17 protein-coding genes are annotated in these 14,387 nt (G+C 69.1%); 7 read left to right on the top strand and 10 right to left on the bottom strand.

The window, feature by feature from the left end; translation table 11 throughout:
* Positions 1-15: 15 nt before the first annotated feature.
* The 4 genes from ACIQ3R_RS07710 to argH are packed head-to-tail and all read right to left on the bottom strand — an operon-like array spanning position 16 to position 3,941.
* Complete coding sequence (locus ACIQ3R_RS07710; RefSeq protein ID WP_397416989.1) at positions 16-948, bottom strand: glutaminase; 933 nt, start codon at positions 946-948, stop codon at positions 16-18.
* Positions 949-955: 7 nt separating this feature from the next.
* Positions 956-2,224: a diaminopimelate decarboxylase gene (lysA, locus tag ACIQ3R_RS07715; protein WP_397416992.1), complete on the bottom strand. Its 1,269-nt coding sequence runs from the start codon at positions 2,222-2,224 to the stop codon at positions 956-958.
* Positions 2,221-2,523, bottom strand: coding sequence for a hypothetical protein (locus ACIQ3R_RS07720; protein WP_397416994.1), 303 nt, complete (start codon positions 2,521-2,523; stop codon positions 2,221-2,223). Before ACIQ3R_RS07720 ends, lysA begins: the two co-directional genes overlap by 4 nt.
* Positions 2,520-3,941: an argininosuccinate lyase gene (gene argH, locus ACIQ3R_RS07725; protein WP_397416996.1), complete on the bottom strand. Its 1,422-nt coding sequence runs from the start codon at positions 3,939-3,941 to the stop codon at positions 2,520-2,522. Before argH ends, ACIQ3R_RS07720 begins: the two co-directional genes overlap by 4 nt.
* A 45-nt stretch (positions 3,942-3,986) precedes the next feature.
* Between argH and ACIQ3R_RS07730 the strand changes: the two genes are divergently transcribed.
* Both ACIQ3R_RS07730 and ACIQ3R_RS07735 read left to right on the top strand, forming a co-directional pair.
* Complete coding sequence (locus tag ACIQ3R_RS07730) at positions 3,987-4,580, top strand: TlpA family protein disulfide reductase (protein WP_397416998.1); 594 nt, start codon at positions 3,987-3,989, stop codon at positions 4,578-4,580.
* 686 nt (positions 4,581-5,266) lie between these two features.
* Complete coding sequence (locus ACIQ3R_RS07735; RefSeq protein WP_397417000.1) at positions 5,267-5,581, top strand: hypothetical protein; 315 nt, start codon at positions 5,267-5,269, stop codon at positions 5,579-5,581.
* 175 nt (positions 5,582-5,756) lie between these two features.
* On the opposite strand, the gene ACIQ3R_RS07740 is transcribed toward ACIQ3R_RS07735, so the two are convergent.
* Positions 5,757-5,930: a helix-turn-helix domain-containing protein gene (locus ACIQ3R_RS07740; protein ID WP_397417002.1), complete on the bottom strand. Its 174-nt coding sequence runs from the start codon at positions 5,928-5,930 to the stop codon at positions 5,757-5,759.
* A 213-nt stretch (positions 5,931-6,143) separates the two neighbouring features.
* Between ACIQ3R_RS07740 and ACIQ3R_RS07745 the strand changes: the two genes are divergently transcribed.
* From ACIQ3R_RS07745 to ACIQ3R_RS07755, 3 genes are all read left to right on the top strand, one after another.
* Positions 6,144-6,437, top strand: coding sequence for a type II toxin-antitoxin system Phd/YefM family antitoxin (locus ACIQ3R_RS07745; RefSeq protein ID WP_397417004.1), 294 nt, complete (start codon positions 6,144-6,146; stop codon positions 6,435-6,437).
* Complete coding sequence (locus ACIQ3R_RS07750; protein ID WP_397417006.1) at positions 6,421-6,795, top strand: type II toxin-antitoxin system VapC family toxin; 375 nt, start codon at positions 6,421-6,423, stop codon at positions 6,793-6,795. Before ACIQ3R_RS07745 ends, ACIQ3R_RS07750 begins: the two co-directional genes overlap by 17 nt.
* Positions 6,796-6,926: 131 nt before the next feature.
* On the top strand, positions 6,927-8,246 hold the full coding sequence (locus ACIQ3R_RS07755) for an aspartate aminotransferase family protein (protein ID WP_397417008.1): 1,320 nt from the start codon (positions 6,927-6,929) through the stop codon (positions 8,244-8,246).
* 7 nt (positions 8,247-8,253) lie between these two features.
* Here the strand turns inward: ACIQ3R_RS07755 and ACIQ3R_RS07760 are convergent, their stop codons facing one another.
* From ACIQ3R_RS07760 to ACIQ3R_RS07770, 3 genes are all read right to left on the bottom strand, one after another.
* Positions 8,254-8,562, bottom strand: coding sequence for a phosphoribosyl-ATP pyrophosphohydrolase (locus tag ACIQ3R_RS07760; RefSeq protein ID WP_397417011.1), 309 nt, complete (start codon positions 8,560-8,562; stop codon positions 8,254-8,256).
* Positions 8,563-9,390, bottom strand: coding sequence for a thymidylate synthase (locus ACIQ3R_RS07765; protein ID WP_397417026.1), 828 nt, complete (start codon positions 9,388-9,390; stop codon positions 8,563-8,565).
* 83 nt (positions 9,391-9,473) lie between these two features.
* The gene (locus ACIQ3R_RS07770; protein WP_397417013.1) at positions 9,474-10,019 is read right to left on the bottom strand and encodes a DUF924 family protein; all 546 of its coding nucleotides are present in this window, start codon (positions 10,017-10,019) and stop codon (positions 9,474-9,476) included.
* A gap of 138 nt (positions 10,020-10,157) precedes the next feature.
* Here ACIQ3R_RS07770 and ACIQ3R_RS07775 point away from each other — a divergent pair, with 138 nt between their 5' ends.
* Complete coding sequence (locus ACIQ3R_RS07775) at positions 10,158-10,838, top strand: RcnB family protein (RefSeq protein WP_397417015.1); 681 nt, start codon at positions 10,158-10,160, stop codon at positions 10,836-10,838.
* Between the two features lie 6 nt (positions 10,839-10,844).
* Here ACIQ3R_RS07775 and ACIQ3R_RS07780 read toward each other — a convergent pair whose 3' ends face one another.
* Complete coding sequence (locus ACIQ3R_RS07780; RefSeq protein WP_397417018.1) at positions 10,845-11,327, bottom strand: Fur family transcriptional regulator; 483 nt, start codon at positions 11,325-11,327, stop codon at positions 10,845-10,847.
* Positions 11,328-11,429: 102 nt separating this feature from the next.
* Between ACIQ3R_RS07780 and ACIQ3R_RS07785 the strand changes: the two genes are divergently transcribed.
* On the top strand, positions 11,430-13,448 hold the full coding sequence (locus ACIQ3R_RS07785) for a TonB-dependent receptor (protein ID WP_397417021.1): 2,019 nt from the start codon (positions 11,430-11,432) through the stop codon (positions 13,446-13,448).
* 112 nt (positions 13,449-13,560) lie between these two features.
* On the opposite strand, the gene ACIQ3R_RS07790 is transcribed toward ACIQ3R_RS07785, so the two are convergent.
* Positions 13,561-14,387 (bottom strand): DUF4167 domain-containing protein (locus ACIQ3R_RS07790; RefSeq protein WP_397417024.1); only part of this gene is annotated, 827 nt, incomplete at its 5' end.

Genomic DNA, 14,387 nt, shown 5'->3' on the forward strand with positions numbered 1-14,387 from the left:
GGAGGTAAACACGCCTCAGAACACGCTCCAGCCCATCTTCGCCGCCAGACGCTCGAGGGCGAGCGTGCCGACCTGCGAGTTGCCGACCTCATTGAGGCCGGGCGACCAGACCGCCACCGCCGCCCGGTCGGGCACGATGGTCAGGATGCCGCCGCCCACGCCGCTCTTGCCCGGCAGCCCCACCTGGAAGGCGAACTCGCCCGAGGCGTCATAGTGGCCGCAGGTCATCATGATGGCGTTGATCCGCCGCGCATGCTCCGGCGACAGCACCCGCGCGCCGTTCAAGGGGTCCAACCCCTCGCGCGCCAGGAACAATCCCGCCCGCGCCAGCTGGCGACAGGTGATGCGGATCGCGCACTGGCTGAAATAGGTCTCCAGCACGTCGGCCACGGGACTCTTCAGATTGCCGAAGGCGCGCAGGAAGTTGGCCAGGCTGGCGTTGCGAAACCCCGTCTCGGCCTCGGATCGCGCCACCTCGGCGTCGATGTCGATGGTCTCCACGCCCGAGAGCCGACGCAGGAAGTCGCGGATCTCGGCGATGGCGACCTCGGGGGTCCGGCTGTCCAGCACCGCATCCGTGGTCACGATCGCCCCGGCGTTGATGAACGGATTGCGCGGAACGCCGCCCTCGGCCTCCAGCTGCACGATCGAGTTGAACCGTGAGCCCGAGGGCTCCCGCCCCACCCGCGTCCACAGGCCCTCGCCCACCCGCTCCAGCGCCAGAGCCAGGGTGAAGACCTTGGAGATGCTCTGGATCGAGAACGGGACCCAGGCGTCGCCGAACTCGGCCGTCTCCCCATCGACGGTTATGACAGCCAGCCCGAAACGATTGGGGTCCACCCGCGCCAGGGCGGGGATGTAGTCGGCCACCCGCCCCTCGCCCCGGTGCGCGGCCATCTCGCGCCCCACCTCCGCGACGGCTTCGGCCAGGGTCGGGGCGTCTTTCATGGCAACCTCAGAGCCAGGGGGCGGCGGCCTCGCGGGCCAGCATCTCTTCGTAGGTCGGACGCGCCCGCACCACCGCGTAGCGGTCGCCCTTGACCAGCACCTCCGGGGCCAGCGGCCGCGAATTGTACTCGCTGGCCATCGAGGCGCCGTAGGCTCCGGCGCTCATGAACGCCACCAGATCGCCGGCCTCGAACGGCGGCAGCGCCCGGTCCCGCGCGAAGGTGTCGCCGGTTTCGCAGACCGGACCGACCACGTCATAGGGCCCGGCCTCGCCCGCTCGCGGGGCCACGGGGCGGATGTCGTGCCAGGCGTCGTACATCGCCGGCCGCAGCAGATCGTTCATCGCCGCATCCAGCACCAGGAAGCGCCGGCCCTCCGGCCGTTCGTGCACGTGCAGCACCCGGGCCAGCAGCACGCCCGCATTGGCCGCGATCACCCGGCCCGGCTCGAACGCCAGCTGGATATCCAGACCCTGCATCACCCGCCCGATCATGGCGGCGTAGTCCGCGGGAGACGGCGGGGTCGGCTGGTTGAAGTAGGGCACGCCCAGGCCGCCGCCCAGGTCCAGCCGCTCGACGGAAAGACCCTCGGCCCGCAGCCGCTCGACCAGCCCGCGCATCTTGCCGAACGCCTCGGCCATCGGCGCGAGATCGGTGATCTGGCTGCCGATATGACAGGCCACGCCCACCGGCTTGAGCCCCACGGCGTTGGAGGCCTGGGCGTAGAGCCGCTCGGCCTCCGAGAACGAGACGCCGAACTTGTTCTCCGACTTGCCGGTGGCGATCTTGGCGTGGCCGCCGGCCGCCACATCGGGATTCACCCGGATGGCGATCTGCGCCCGCACGCCGCGCTCGGCGGCGATCCGGTCCACCAGCCGCATCTCCGGCTCGGACTCGACATTGATCTCGGCCACGCCCGCATCGAGCGCGAAGGCGATTTCGGCGGCCGTCTTGCCGACGCCGGAGAACACGATCCGCTCGGCCGGAATGCCGGCCGCCAGCGCCCGCCGCACCTCGCCTTCCGAGACCGTGTCCGCCCCGGCGCCCAGGGCGCCCAGCGTCCGCAGCACCGCCAGGTTCGGGTTGGCCTTTACCGCATAGGCGATCAGCGGGTCCTTGAGCCCCGCGCCGGTCAGGGCATCGCGCAGCACAGTGAAGTGCCGCTCCAGCGTGGCCGAGGAATAGACATAGACCGGCGTCCCCACCGCCTCGGCGATCCGCCGCAGGGGCACGTCCTCGCACGCCAGCTCGCCGTCCCGCGGCTCGAAGTGGTTCATCGCGGGTTGGCGTAGGGATCGGGCATCGAGGTCGCCGGCGGCAGCCCGCCCGGACCGCGATTGGTCCCCGGGATCGGCAGGGTGCGCGAGGGCGCCGGGTCGCTCGAACGATCCCGCGGGTCGACCGTATCCACCGGCCGGCTCGGGTCCGCCTGCCGCTGCGCCTCGTCGGCGTCGCGGGTCGAGTTGCGTTCCGCGCCGAACAGCGGGCCGGGGCGCTCAAGCTGGCCCACCTTGCCGCAGCCGGCGAGGCCGCCCGCCAGGATCACGGCGCTCAGCGCCACCACAATACGGCTCATGCCAGCATATCCTTCCAACGCGCGATCTGCGCCCGCACCTGGTCCGGCGCGGTCCCACCATAGCTGGTCCGGCTGGCGACCGAAGCCTCCGGCGTGAGAACGCCATACACATCCGCCGTGATCCGCCCGTCCAGCGCCTGCAGGTCGGCGAGTGGCAGGTCCGACAGCCCCACGCCCAGCGTCTCCGCCCGCTTCACCGCCGCGCCGGTGATGTGGTGCGCGTCGCGGAACGGCAGGTCCAGCGTCCGCACCAGCCAGTCGGCCAGATCCGTGGCGGTCGAGTAGCCCGCGCCCGCCGCCGCCGCCATCCGCGACCGGTCCGGCTCCAGGTCGGCCACCATCCCGGCCATGGCCAGAAGGGAGAGCTCCAGCGCATCGAAGGCCTCGAAGGTGGGAACCTTGTCCTCCTGCATGTCCTTTGAATAGGTCAGCGGCAGGCCCTTCATCACCACGGTGAGCTGGGTGAACGATCCGAGCAGACGCCCCACCTTGGCCCGCACCAGCTCGGCCGCGTCCGGGTTCTTCTTCTGCGGCATGATCGAAGAGCCGGTGGTGAAGGCGTCCGACAGCCGGATGAAGCCGAACTGCGGCGTCATCCAGATCACGATCTCCTCGGCCAGGCGCGAGAGGTGCACCGCCGTGATCGAGGCCGCCGCCAGCGCCTCCAGCGCGAAGTCCCGGTCCGCCACGCTGTCCAGCGAGTTGGCCGTCGGCCGATCGAACCCCAGCGCCTTGGCCGTCATCTCCCGGTCGATCGGGAACGGGGACCCGGCCAGCGCCGCCGCGCCGAGCGGGCTCTCATTCATCCGCGTCCGCGCATCGGCGAAGCGGGCGGCGTCGCGGCCGAACATCTCCACATAGGCCATCAGGTGGTGGCCGAAGGTCACCGGCTGAGCCGGCTGCAGATGCGTGAAGCCCGGCATCACCGCGTCCGCGTGCACTTCGGCCTTGGCCAGCAGAGCGCCCATCAGCGCGCGGATCTGCCCGCCCGTCCGGTCGCAGGCCTCGCGCACCCACATGCGGAAATCGAGCGCCACCTGATCGTTGCGCGACCGCGCCGTGTGCAGCCGCCCGGCCGCCGGCCCGATCAGCTCGCGCAGGCGCGCCTCCACGTTCATGTGGATGTCTTCGTACTCATCCCGAAACGGGAAGGTTCCGGCGGCGATCTCCGCCTCGATGGTCGCCAGTCCGCCCTGGATCGCCGCCTCGTCCTCGCTTGAAATCACGCCCGCCATGCGCAACATCGCGGCGTGCGCGCGGGAGCCGGCCAGGTCCTGCCCCGCCATGCGCTTGTCGAAGCCGATGGAGACGTTGATCGCCTGCATCAGCTCTGCGGGTTTGCCGGAAAAGCGTCCGCCCCACATCGCCTGCCCCGCCGGGGTGGGCCGCGCGGGCGGGTCGGAAGGAGACGAGGTCATATGAGCGAAGGTCCGCAAGCGCCGGCGAAACCCAAACGAGGCCTGTTGGGGTGGGCCCTATGGGGCGTCGCCCTGGTGGGCGTCGCGGGCGTTGTCTACATCATCGCCCAGGCTTCCTCCAACCCGGCGCCGGTGGTTCACACCGAGGTCGCCGAGCCCAAGGCGCCTCCGGCCGAATCCTTCACCCAGAAGTTCGAGCTCGCCGAAATCCCCGGCGTCCCGCCCGACCACGTCTTCTACAACGAGGCGGGCAAGCCGATGAAGATCGCCGACCTGAAGGGCAAGGTGGTGGTCATGAACATCTGGGCCACCTGGTGCGGCCCCTGCAAGGTGGAGATGCCGACGCTGGCCAAGCTCCAGGCCGCTTATGCCGGAAAGCCGGTCGAGGTGGTCGCGGTCTCCATCGACAGCCTGGACGACGCCGCCAAGGCCCGCCTGTTCATCGCCGCCAACGCGCCGCTGAAATTCTACCACGACCGCGAAATGAAGCTGGCCTTCAAGCTCTCCCCGCCCGCCCCCGGCATGCCCACCACCGTCATCTACGGCAAGGACGGCCTCGAAATCGGCCGCCTCCCCGGCGAGGCGGACTGGTCCGGCCCGGAGGCCCGGGCGGTGATCGACAAGGCGTTGGGGGGCTGAAGCCATCGGCCCGTTCCTCTCCCACGAAATGGGAGAGGGGGACCATCGGCCGAGCGCGCAGCGCGGAGAGCCGATGGGGGAGAGGGCAAGCGGCGCGGACTGACTGCAATGTCACGCGAGAACGAAGAGCAAGACACTCAACGCTCTCTGGGGTTGCTCCGACACCACGGCGTGCTTGTGGAACAGTGCCCGACCGTTCCGACGGATGAGGCCCCGTGTTCCAAGATGTCTCGCTTAACGCCTTTCCACTCTTGGTCGAGTGAGCTCCACGTCGCTGGCGCCCAGGCGGCATTGTGCAGTCCTATAGACGTCCGACCGGCAAACCGCGCACGCCAGACTTTGCGGCCCGCCTCCCCCAGCCCATAGTCATAGGGCTGTGTGGTTGCGAGGCGCTCCTGGCAGGGCGCGTAGCCTGTGTCGGCGCATAGCTCGGTCAGTCGCCGCGCGATTGGGAGACTGGCCGGATATTGATGAACGTCACCAGCAACATATGTGGCGATCCGATCGATGCTGTGCATTTGCCCTGCGGCGGCGGCCTTTCCGGCATGGTCCAGGGCAAGTGAGCGGTTCGCCTGCAACTGAGTGATGGAGCCGTCTCCGCGCTGATGCCAGTACCATCTGACCAATTCGTCGTGGGCCGAAGGGTGGCCTTTGTCTGCGGCCGTTGTCACGAGGCTCAGCCATAGGTGAACGTCGCGGGGGTCGTCGCTATCGCGGAGTCGGAGCGCTATGCGGTGGATCGCTTCGGCATTGCCCTGTTCGGCGAGCGGCCGAAGGACACGATCCTCAGCGGCAATGAGATAGGCCCAGTGGGCGTCGTAGAATCGCTCCTGGTCTACGGCCGGAAGGGACCCGATCTTGTTGGTCAGCTGAAGCTCTCGAGCTCGAGTTTCCTCGATCAGAGGCGCCAGCGCTGCTTCGACTTCGATCCTTTGTTGAGCAAGGCCGACCGCAGGCCCGACCACCGTCGTCAGAGTTCGCGGGGCCGCACATCCCGCTAGACAGATGGCGATCACCACACACGCAACACGCATTCCCTGCCTCCCGTAGCCGGAAGTATCTCATCAGCAGGCTATCCCGCCCCGGCTGCAACGCCAACTCCAGTCACCTGTGGCGGCGCACTCCTTGATCAGCAACATGCGCATTGAGGCTGGGCCCCGCACCCCGTCAGCCTCCCTACCCCGCCAAAACCGCCGCCGTCCGCTCCGGCTCTGCCGCGATCACCTTGAGGAACGATCGCACCGCCGGCGGGGGCATGACACGGCCGATCTCGTACTGGCGGAGGTTGGCGACGGGGACGCCGTAGCGCGCGGCGAACTTGGACCCTAAGCCCCTCCCGCCGCGCAGCATCGGGAGGGGTTGGGGAGGGCCGGCTGGATCGGAGGCTCCAGCTCCGGATGTGAGACCGAGGGCCCTCGACGCTCCATCCGGAGCCCGTCGAACTCACGGCGCCGGCCCACCCCAGGCCCCTCCCTCGGACTTCGTCTCGGGTAGGGGTTAGGGGAGCACTCAAAACCGACCAATCACCTTGACCAACACCCTTGGCCAACCTACCCTCCCCCCATGACCATCCACGTCAACATCGGCGACGCCAAGACCCGGCTCTCGGAGCTGGTCGCCCGCGCCTTGGAGGGCGAGGAAGTCATCCTGCAGAAGGCCGGTCGCCCGGTCCTCAAGCTGATGCCGCTTGCCGATGCCGAGCAACTTGAGGCGCAACGGGTCGCCGCCCGCCGCACCGCCGGCGTCGGCGCCTTCAAGGCCGCGTTTTCCGGCGTCGATCTCAGCCTGGAGGCGTTGAAGGCCGACCGCGACGATCCCCAGGCGCGCTTCCGGAGGAAGTTTGGACCTGCTGCTTGATACGCACGTCCTGGTCTGGTTCGCGGCCGGCGATGCGCGCATGGGTCAACGGTTCCTCAGCCTGCTCCCCGACGCCGCGACCCGCCTCTTCGTCAGCGCCGTGACGGCCCACGAGTATGTCGATCTCCTCGCTCGAGGCCGTTTCGGCGAAGGCGTGGGCCTGGACCAGCTGCGCGACCTGATGGGTTTCCACCTGCTCGACTTCCCTGCCGCCAGCTGGGAGACGGTCCAGGCGCTGCCCGACATTCACCGCGATCCGGTCGACCGGATGCTGGTCGCCCACGCCATCACGCTTGACCTCCCCCTTGCCACTGCCGACGCAACCCTGGCGCAGTATCCGGTGCGCATCGTTTGGTGAGGGGGCTTCCAGCGCCCCAATGACGTGGCCCCACCTCCCCAAAGCGCCAGTCCGTCATGTTCCAGGCATTGGCCGCCGGATCGACTTTCGATCATGATCCGGCCGCCCGACCTTCAACGCCGGACCACCCCATGACACACCCCTCCCCCACCGCCCGCTCGGCCGAACTGTTTGAGGCCGCTACGCGCGTGCTTCCCGGCGGCAACACCCGCAGCACGCTCTTCTTCGCCCCTCACCCGCTTTATGCGGCGAGCGCTGAGGGCGCGCGCGTCACCGATGTCGACGGCGTCACGCGGCTCGACTTCGTCAACAACTACTCGGCTCTGATCCACGGCCACGGCCACCCTGCGATCGTCGAGGCCGCCACCCGCCAGATCGCCCAGATGATGGCCGTCGGAATGCCCACCCAGGCCGAGATCGACCTCGCCGCCCGGCTCGTCGACCGCGTCGAGAGCGTCGACCGGGTCCGCTTCACCAACTCCGGCAGCGAGGCGGTGATGATGGCCGTGCAGGCCGCCCGCGCCTTCACCGGCCGCAGCCGGATCGCCAAGGTCGAGGGCGCCTATCACGGCGCCTACGATCTCGTGGAGCTGAGCCAGATCTCCCGCCCCGACGCCTGGGGCGACGACGACGCGCCTGTCACCACCGCCATGCACGCGGGCCAGCCGCAGAGCCTGCTGGACGAGGTGGTAACCCTCCCCTGGCAGAACATCGCCGGCGCCCGGCGCGCGCTCGAAGCGGCCGGCGAGACCCTCGCCGCCGTACTGATCGACCCGATCCCCTCGCGCCTGTCCTTCGCCGAGGCGCCCGAGGGCTATCTTCAGATGATCCGCGAGGTCTGTGACGCCACCGGCGCGCTCTTCATCCTGGATGAGGTCTACTGCTTCCGGCTGGCGCACGGCGGGGCCCAGTCTATCTATGGCGTACGTCCCGATCTCACCGCCTTCGCGAAGATCATCGGCGGCGGTTTCCCGGTCGGCGCCGTCGGGGGGCGGGCCGATGTGATGGCCGTGTTTGATCCCCAGACGAAGGGCCCGGCGATCTCCCACGGCGGCACCTACAACGGCAATCCGGTGACCATGGCGGCCGGCGGCGTCGCGCTGGATCTGCTGGGTGAAGCCGCCTTCGCCCGTCTCGACGCGCTGGGCGAGCGCCTGCGGAGCGGCCTCCGCCGCGTGGCGCGCACCGTCAATCTGCCGGTGCATGTGCAGGGGCGCGGCTCGCTGGCCTCATGGGTGATCGCCGAGGCGCCGGTCCTCGACTATCGCAGCCTGGTCCGCCGCGATGGCGCCCGCATGGCCCGCCTGCATCGCGAGCTTCTCGAGCGGGGCGTCATGACCACGCCCGCAGGGGCCTGGATGCTGTCCACGGCTATGACCGAGGCGGATGTCGATCAGGCCATCGAAGCCGCGGGTCAGGCGCTCGCCGCCGTCGCCGATGCCGGGGCGTAGATGAGGGCTAGGCCGGCTCCAGCCAGCTCAGCCACTTCCGCGCCACCGCCGCCTCCGGGTCGATGCCATGGTGGCGGCAATAGAGCAGCAGCATGCACAGCACGTCGGCCGCCTCGTCGGCCCGATCCTGCTCGGTCGATGAGCCCCGTCCCCGACCCGAGAGCCGCAAATGCGCCTGGGCCAGCTCGCCCAACTCTTCCTGCAGCTTGATCAGGAACCAGTCGCCGTCGCGCTCGATCCCGTACTTGCCGGCATAGATGTCGGAGATGCGGGCGGCCGCGTCGGAAACCCCGGCGAGGGTAAGCGCCTCGGCCATCTAGACCGCGATCGGCGCCGCGATAGCCGGATGGGCCTGATAGCCCTCCAGGCGGAAGTCCTCGAACGTATAGCCGAAGAGGTCGTCCCGCGCCGCCACGTGCATCACCGGGGCCGGCAGCGGCTGCCGCGTGAGCTGCAAGCGGGCCTGATCCAGGTGGTTCAGATAAAGGTGCGCGTCGCCCAGCGTGTGGACGAATTCACCGGGCTCCAGGCCCGTGACCCGCGCCATCATCATCGTCAGCAGCGCATAGCTGGCGATATTGAACGGGACTCCCAGAAACACGTCGGCCGAGCGCTGGTAGAGCTGGCACGAGAGCCGGCCCTCCGAGACATAGAATTGAAACAGGCAGTGGCAGGGCGGCAGCGCCATGTCGTCGACGTCGGCCGGGTTCCAGGCCGAGACGATATGGCGGCGGCTGTTGGGATTGGTCTTCAGGCTCTGGACCACGCCCGAGATCTGGTCGATCACCCGGCCGTCCGGCGCCGCCCAGGAACGCCACTGGCGGCCATAGACCGGCCCCAGTTCGCCCTCAGCATCCGCCCATTCGTCCCAAATGCTGACGCCGCGTTCCTGCAGCCACCGCACGTTGGTGTCCCCGCGCAGGAACCACAGCAGCTCCAGTATGATCGACTTCCGATGCAGCTTCTTGGTGGTCAGCAGCGGAAAGCCCTGGGCAAGGTCGAACCGCATCTGCCGTCCGAAGACACCCAGCGTGCCGGTGCCCGTGCGATCGCCGCGCTCGACCCCTTTGGCCAGGATGTCGGCCAGCAGGTCCAGATAGGGCTGCTCTGGGTGAGCACGGCCCGTATCGGCGGCTGCGGCGATGGCGACATGAGCGTTCACAGGGTGATTCGCGACTGATTCGCGGGCCGCCGGAAATGCGTTTGATCGGGCGTCCACAGGCGCCTTCAGCCGGCGAACCCGCCCTCGTCGAGGAACAGCTGCTCCTCCGGCGTCGTCACCCGGCCGAGCGCCGGGTTGCGGTGCGGGAACCGGCCGAAGCGGGCGATGACTTCGTGATGGATCCCGGCCCATTTGATCAGGTCCGGATCGCCCAGCTCGGCGGCGAGCGTCAGGCACAATTCCTGGTCCGCCAGATCTTCGGAGTGTTCGAAGGGCAAGAGGAAGAAGCCCCTCAGCTCAGGCTCCACCCCTTTCATCCAGCCCCGGTCGACCGCCCGGCGAGCCACGGCCCTGGCCTTCGGGTCGGTGGCCCAGGCGTGAGCGCTGTCGCGATAAAGATTGCGCGGGAACTGGTCGAGCAGCAGCAGCAGCGCCAAGGCCGCCTCGGGTCCTTCGTCGGCCCAGCCGTCATAGGCTCCGCGCGCGGCCGCGTGGTGCACCGGCTCGAACCGCAGCCGGATCGCGTCGTCAAAGCGCGAGTCCTTGCTGAACCAGCGCCTGGGGCCGGCATTGCGCCAGAAGGTCAGCACATCCTGCGGCGTGGCGCTCAAATCGGCCTCCCATTCCAGACGTCTGTCTGGCCGGAACCGGCGCGCCGTTCAACCTGGGTTCAGACGGCTTGTGGTGACTGGATCATGAGTGGACAAGACAGCGCCGGGATCCGGCGCCTCTGCAGGATGCGATCCGCGATGAAACAGGCCGCCGCCGTGATGGCCCTGGCGCTCGGACTGAGCGCCGGCCCCGCCCTCGCCCAGGAGCCCGGCGAAGACGCGGTCCGGGAGAGCTTCGGAGACGCGCGCGGCTTCGAACGCGCCGACCGCCCGCCCCCGCCGCCGCCGGCCCCCGACGCGCCCCGCGCAGCAGAGGCCCGCGAGCCGGACGGCGGCCGCTTCTATGGTCCAGGCGGCCGAGGCGGCTTTGACCGCCGCGACGGCGGAGACCGGGATCGCGGCGACCGGGCCGATGGCGGGCGCGATCGCTACGACCGCGATCGCGCAGACCGAGACCGCAAGGATCGGGATGAACGCCGCCGGGACTGGCGGGACGACGACCGACGCCGCTGGGATCGTGACCGTTGGTGGGATGATCGGCGCTATTGGAGCTGGGGCCGCTGGCCGGGCGTGTACGACAGCCCCTATCGCTACCGCCATGCCTGGCGACCGCCGTCCGGCTACTATCTCCGCGATTGGGCGTTCGGCGACTACCTTCCGCGTGGCTGGTACGGCTCCAACTGGTGGATCGATCCCTGGGCCTTCCGCCTGCCGCTGCCGCCGCCGGGCTATGGCTGGGTGCGGTCGGGCGATGACGCCCTGCTGGTCGATCGCTACACCGGCCGGGTCGTGCAGGTGGTGCGAGATGTCTTCTGGTAGGGCGGTTCAGCCCGCCTGGCAGGCGGCGCAGAGGCCCCGGGCCTCCAGCGTCACCGCACGGAGCGCATAGCCGAGCGCGCCCGCTTCGGCCAACGGCGCGCCCAGGTCCGGATGGAACTCCGCCGCCTCGCCACAGCAGTCGCAGATCAGGAACGCGGCCGAGTGCCCTCCGGCGATCCGGCACGGCACATAGGCGTTCAGGCTTTCGATGCGGTGGGCGAAGCCCAGGCGCTCCAGAAACTCCAGCGCCCGATAGACCGTCGGCGGCTTGGCCGGCTCGCCCGCCGGGCCATAGGCCGCGATCAGGTCATAGGCTTTCAGCGGCGCGTCGGCCGCAAGCAGAAGCTCCAGCACCCGGCGGCGCGGCGGGGTCAGTCGCTCCTGAGACGCGGCGCAGCGCAACTCGGCCTCGGCCAGAGCTTCCAGGAGCGGCCCTGAACCCAGACCTTGGTGAACGTGGTGATCGTGATGGTTGCAGGCATCGGCCATGGGCAATGGCTAATCTCCTTCACGATTGGCCGCAACGCGCTTGACGTGTAGTAATGTTATTTCATAACAGATCAACCCGTCTGCAAGGGTAGGATCTGGATCATGTCGCGTCTGCTGCTTCTGACTTCAGTCGCCGTCTTGGCGGCCACGCCCGCAATGGCGGCCCCGGACGACTCGGAGGTCAGCGAGGTGGTGGTGACCGCCGCGCCCTACGCCATCAGCCTCGACTCCGCGACGACCAGTGTCGCCATCCTGGACCGCGGCGAGCTGGATCTGGCGCCTTCAGGGGGTCTCGGTGAGGCGCTCTCGGGAATGGTCGGCGTGCGCTCCAGCTTCTTCGGTCCGGGCGCGACGCGGCCGGTGATCCGCGGCCAGTCGGGGCCTCGGGTGCTGGTGCTGTCGAACGGCATGGGCCAGGTGGACGCGAGCGCGCTCTCACCAGACCACGCCGTGGCGAGCGACCCCCAGGAGGCGGAGCGGATCGAGGTGCTGCGCGGACCTTCGGCCTTGGCCTATGGCGGCTCGGCCATCGGTGGGGTGGTGAACATCATCGATCAGCGGATTCCGATCCAGGCCGTCGAAGGGCTGTCGGGCCGGGCGCATGGGTCGGCCAGCAGCGTGGACAAAGGCCGTGAACTGGGCGGGGCGCTCCAGGCCGGGACCGGGCCGCTGGTGTTCACCGTAGACGGGTTGTGGCGCGACAGCGAGGACTATGAGGTCCCGACATTCCCGGAGTCGCGCCGGCAACTGGCGGCCGAGGGCGAACCGTTCCCTGGCAAGGTCGCCAGTGAGGTCGAGACCACCTTCACGCGGCTGAAGGCGTTCGGCGCGGGGGTGGGCCACGTTGGAGACAACGGGCGGATCGGCGTCTCCGTTCGGCGCACAGTCTCGGACTATGGCGTCCCGGGCCACGCGCATGAGGAAGACCACTCGCCTGCACCGGGCGCGCCGGTCGAGGACGAGGAAGTGGTCACCATCGACCTGGAGCAGACCCGCTACGATCTGCGCGGTGAGTATCGCCTTGCGCTCGGGCCATTCGAGACGGTGCGGTTCTCCGGCGGCTATGCGGACTACACCCATGTGGAGCTCGAGGGAGATGAGGTCGGAACCCGGTTCCTCTCCGACGGCTGGGAAGGCCGCCTGGAGCTGATCCAGGCCGAACGCGAAGGCTGGCAGGGTGCGGTGGGTCTGCAGCTGCTCCAGCGAGACTTCGACGCCCAGGGTGATGAAGCGTTCGTCCCCCCGACCGAGACCAAGGAGGTGGGCGTTTTCACACTCCAGCGGCTGGACCGGGAGTCCTGGGGGATCGAGGGCGGCTTGAGACTTGAGAGGAAGTCGCTCGATTCCATGGTGGGCTCACGCGACTTCACCGGCTTGTCAGCGTCCCTTGGGGGCTTCCTGCGGCCAGCGCAGGGCTGGTTCGTATCGCTGTCCGGCTCGCGGGCGGAGCGAGCGCCGGCGCAGGAAGAGCTGTTCGCCGATGGGCCGCACGCGGCGACCCGGGCCTTTGAGGTGGGCGACGCCACACTCGACAGCGAGGTCTCTTGGTCCGCGGATCTGACCGCGCACTTCAGTACAGACACCCTGGATGTCGACGCCCACGCCTTCGTGGTGCGTTATGACGGCTTCATTGACCTTAGGCCGACCGGCGCGGAAGAGGATGATCTACCGGTCTTTGCGTTCCTTCAGACCGATGCGACCTTCCATGGATTCGAAATCGAGGCTTCGCTGGCCGCGTGGACAGACGGCGCCCGGACTCTGCGTCTGGAAGCCGGCGCCGACTATGTGCGCGGCAAGAGCGACCTGGGTCCGCCGGCGCGCATTCCGCCATGGTCCTTGACCGGACGCGCGATCCTCGAGGACGCCGCCTGGAGTGTCTCAGCGGAGGTTCGGCGCGTGGGCGACCAAAACCGGATCACGCCCTTCGAACTGGCCACCGACGGTTACACGATGGTGAACGCCCAGGTCAGCGTTCGCCCGTTCGCGGCCCGCGAACTCCGCATCTTCCTGGACGGAAGGAACCTCGGGAACGTCGAAGCGCGGGAACATGTCTCGTTCCTGAAAGACCTCGCCCCGCTGCCGGGCCGCAATGTGAGGGCGGGCTTCAGCTACAGGTTCTGACGACGCGCGCGCTGATCCTTCACGCCCGCTGGTCCGCCGGACAGGTCACGGCGAAGACCCTACCCTTGGAAGCGGGCGGATGGCGCGTCGCTTGATGGAGTCAGCTTGCGCCTCAGGCGTCTTCCGTCTCGGGCTTTGCGTCGCCTTCGAAGCTGCGCGGCGCGCGGCGGCGGCGCGGCTTGGGCGCCGCCTCGACGTCGTCCGCCACTGGCGCGGGCCGTGCGGCCTGCAGGAAGGCGGGCGCGTGGCTGGCGCCGCCGTCTGAGTCGCGCAACATCGGACCACTCGGTTCGGGCGCCGGCTCGACATAGGGCTCGCGCTCCCGGCGCTCGTCGGCCTCGGCGCGCGGACGCTCGTCGCGAGGACGATCATCCCTGGGGCGATCATCTCTGGGGCGATCATCCCTGGGTCGATCATCACGGGGCCGTTCGTCGCGGGGCCGTTCGTCGCGGGGACGATTGCGGTCACGCTCGCGCCAGCGGTCGCGGTCGCGGCCCTCCCGCGGGCGATCGTCACGGGGCCGCTCATCACGGGGACGGTCATCCCGCGCCCGATCCTCGCGAGGTCTGTCGTCGCGGGGCCGATCGTCACGGGGCCGGTCATCGCGGGCGCGGTCGTCGCGCTGGCGATCATCACGCGGACGGTCGTCACGGGAACGATCATCCCGGAACCGATCCTCCCGCGGCTGCCAGTCGCCGCGATCCCGATCACGATCTCTGGGGCGGCTGTCGCCGTCGTCGCGGGCCTCCGAGTCCTGGACCTCTTCGGGCGGAGGCTGGTTGAAGCCGCTCTCGTCCTCGAAATCGATGTCGTAGCCCGACGCGACCTGGTCGCGGCCGATGATTTCGCTGGGCGTGCGGTGCGGCTGCAGGGCTCGCAACAGCCGGAAATAATGCTCGGCGTGCTGGAGATAGTTCTCCGCCAGCACCCGGTCGCCGC

Source organism: Phenylobacterium sp. (assembly GCF_044371015.1).
Lineage (GTDB): Bacteria > Pseudomonadota > Alphaproteobacteria > Caulobacterales > Caulobacteraceae > Phenylobacterium.

What these genes read in the sequence shown, in the direction of transcription:
- ACIQ3R_RS07745 (WP_397417004.1), top strand. Translation starts at nt 6,144, where the DNA reads ATGACCATCCACGTCAACATCGGCGACGCCAAGACCCGGCTCTCGGAG.
- ACIQ3R_RS07785 (WP_397417021.1), top strand. Translation starts at nt 11,430, where the DNA reads ATGTCGCGTCTGCTGCTTCTGACTTCAGTCGCCGTCTTGGCGGCCACG.
- ACIQ3R_RS07720 (WP_397416994.1), bottom strand. Translation starts at nt 2,523, where the DNA reads ATGAGCCGTATTGTGGTGGCGCTGAGCGCCGTGATCCTGGCGGGCGGC.
- ACIQ3R_RS07740 (WP_397417002.1), bottom strand. Translation starts at nt 5,930, where the DNA reads ATGCTGCGCGGCGGGAGGGGCTTAGGGTCCAAGTTCGCCGCGCGCTAC.
- ACIQ3R_RS07710 (WP_397416989.1), bottom strand. Translation starts at nt 948, where the DNA reads ATGAAAGACGCCCCGACCCTGGCCGAAGCCGTCGCGGAGGTGGGGCGC.
- argH (WP_397416996.1), bottom strand. Translation starts at nt 3,941, where the DNA reads ATGACCTCGTCTCCTTCCGACCCGCCCGCGCGGCCCACCCCGGCGGGG.
- ACIQ3R_RS07780 (WP_397417018.1), bottom strand. Translation starts at nt 11,327, where the DNA reads ATGGCCGATGCCTGCAACCATCACGATCACCACGTTCACCAAGGTCTG.
- ACIQ3R_RS07775 (WP_397417015.1), top strand. Translation starts at nt 10,158, where the DNA reads ATGAAACAGGCCGCCGCCGTGATGGCCCTGGCGCTCGGACTGAGCGCC.
- ACIQ3R_RS07760 (WP_397417011.1), bottom strand. Translation starts at nt 8,562, where the DNA reads ATGGCCGAGGCGCTTACCCTCGCCGGGGTTTCCGACGCGGCCGCCCGC.
- lysA (WP_397416992.1), bottom strand. Translation starts at nt 2,224, where the DNA reads ATGAACCACTTCGAGCCGCGGGACGGCGAGCTGGCGTGCGAGGACGTG.
- ACIQ3R_RS07755 (WP_397417008.1), top strand. Translation starts at nt 6,927, where the DNA reads ATGACACACCCCTCCCCCACCGCCCGCTCGGCCGAACTGTTTGAGGCC.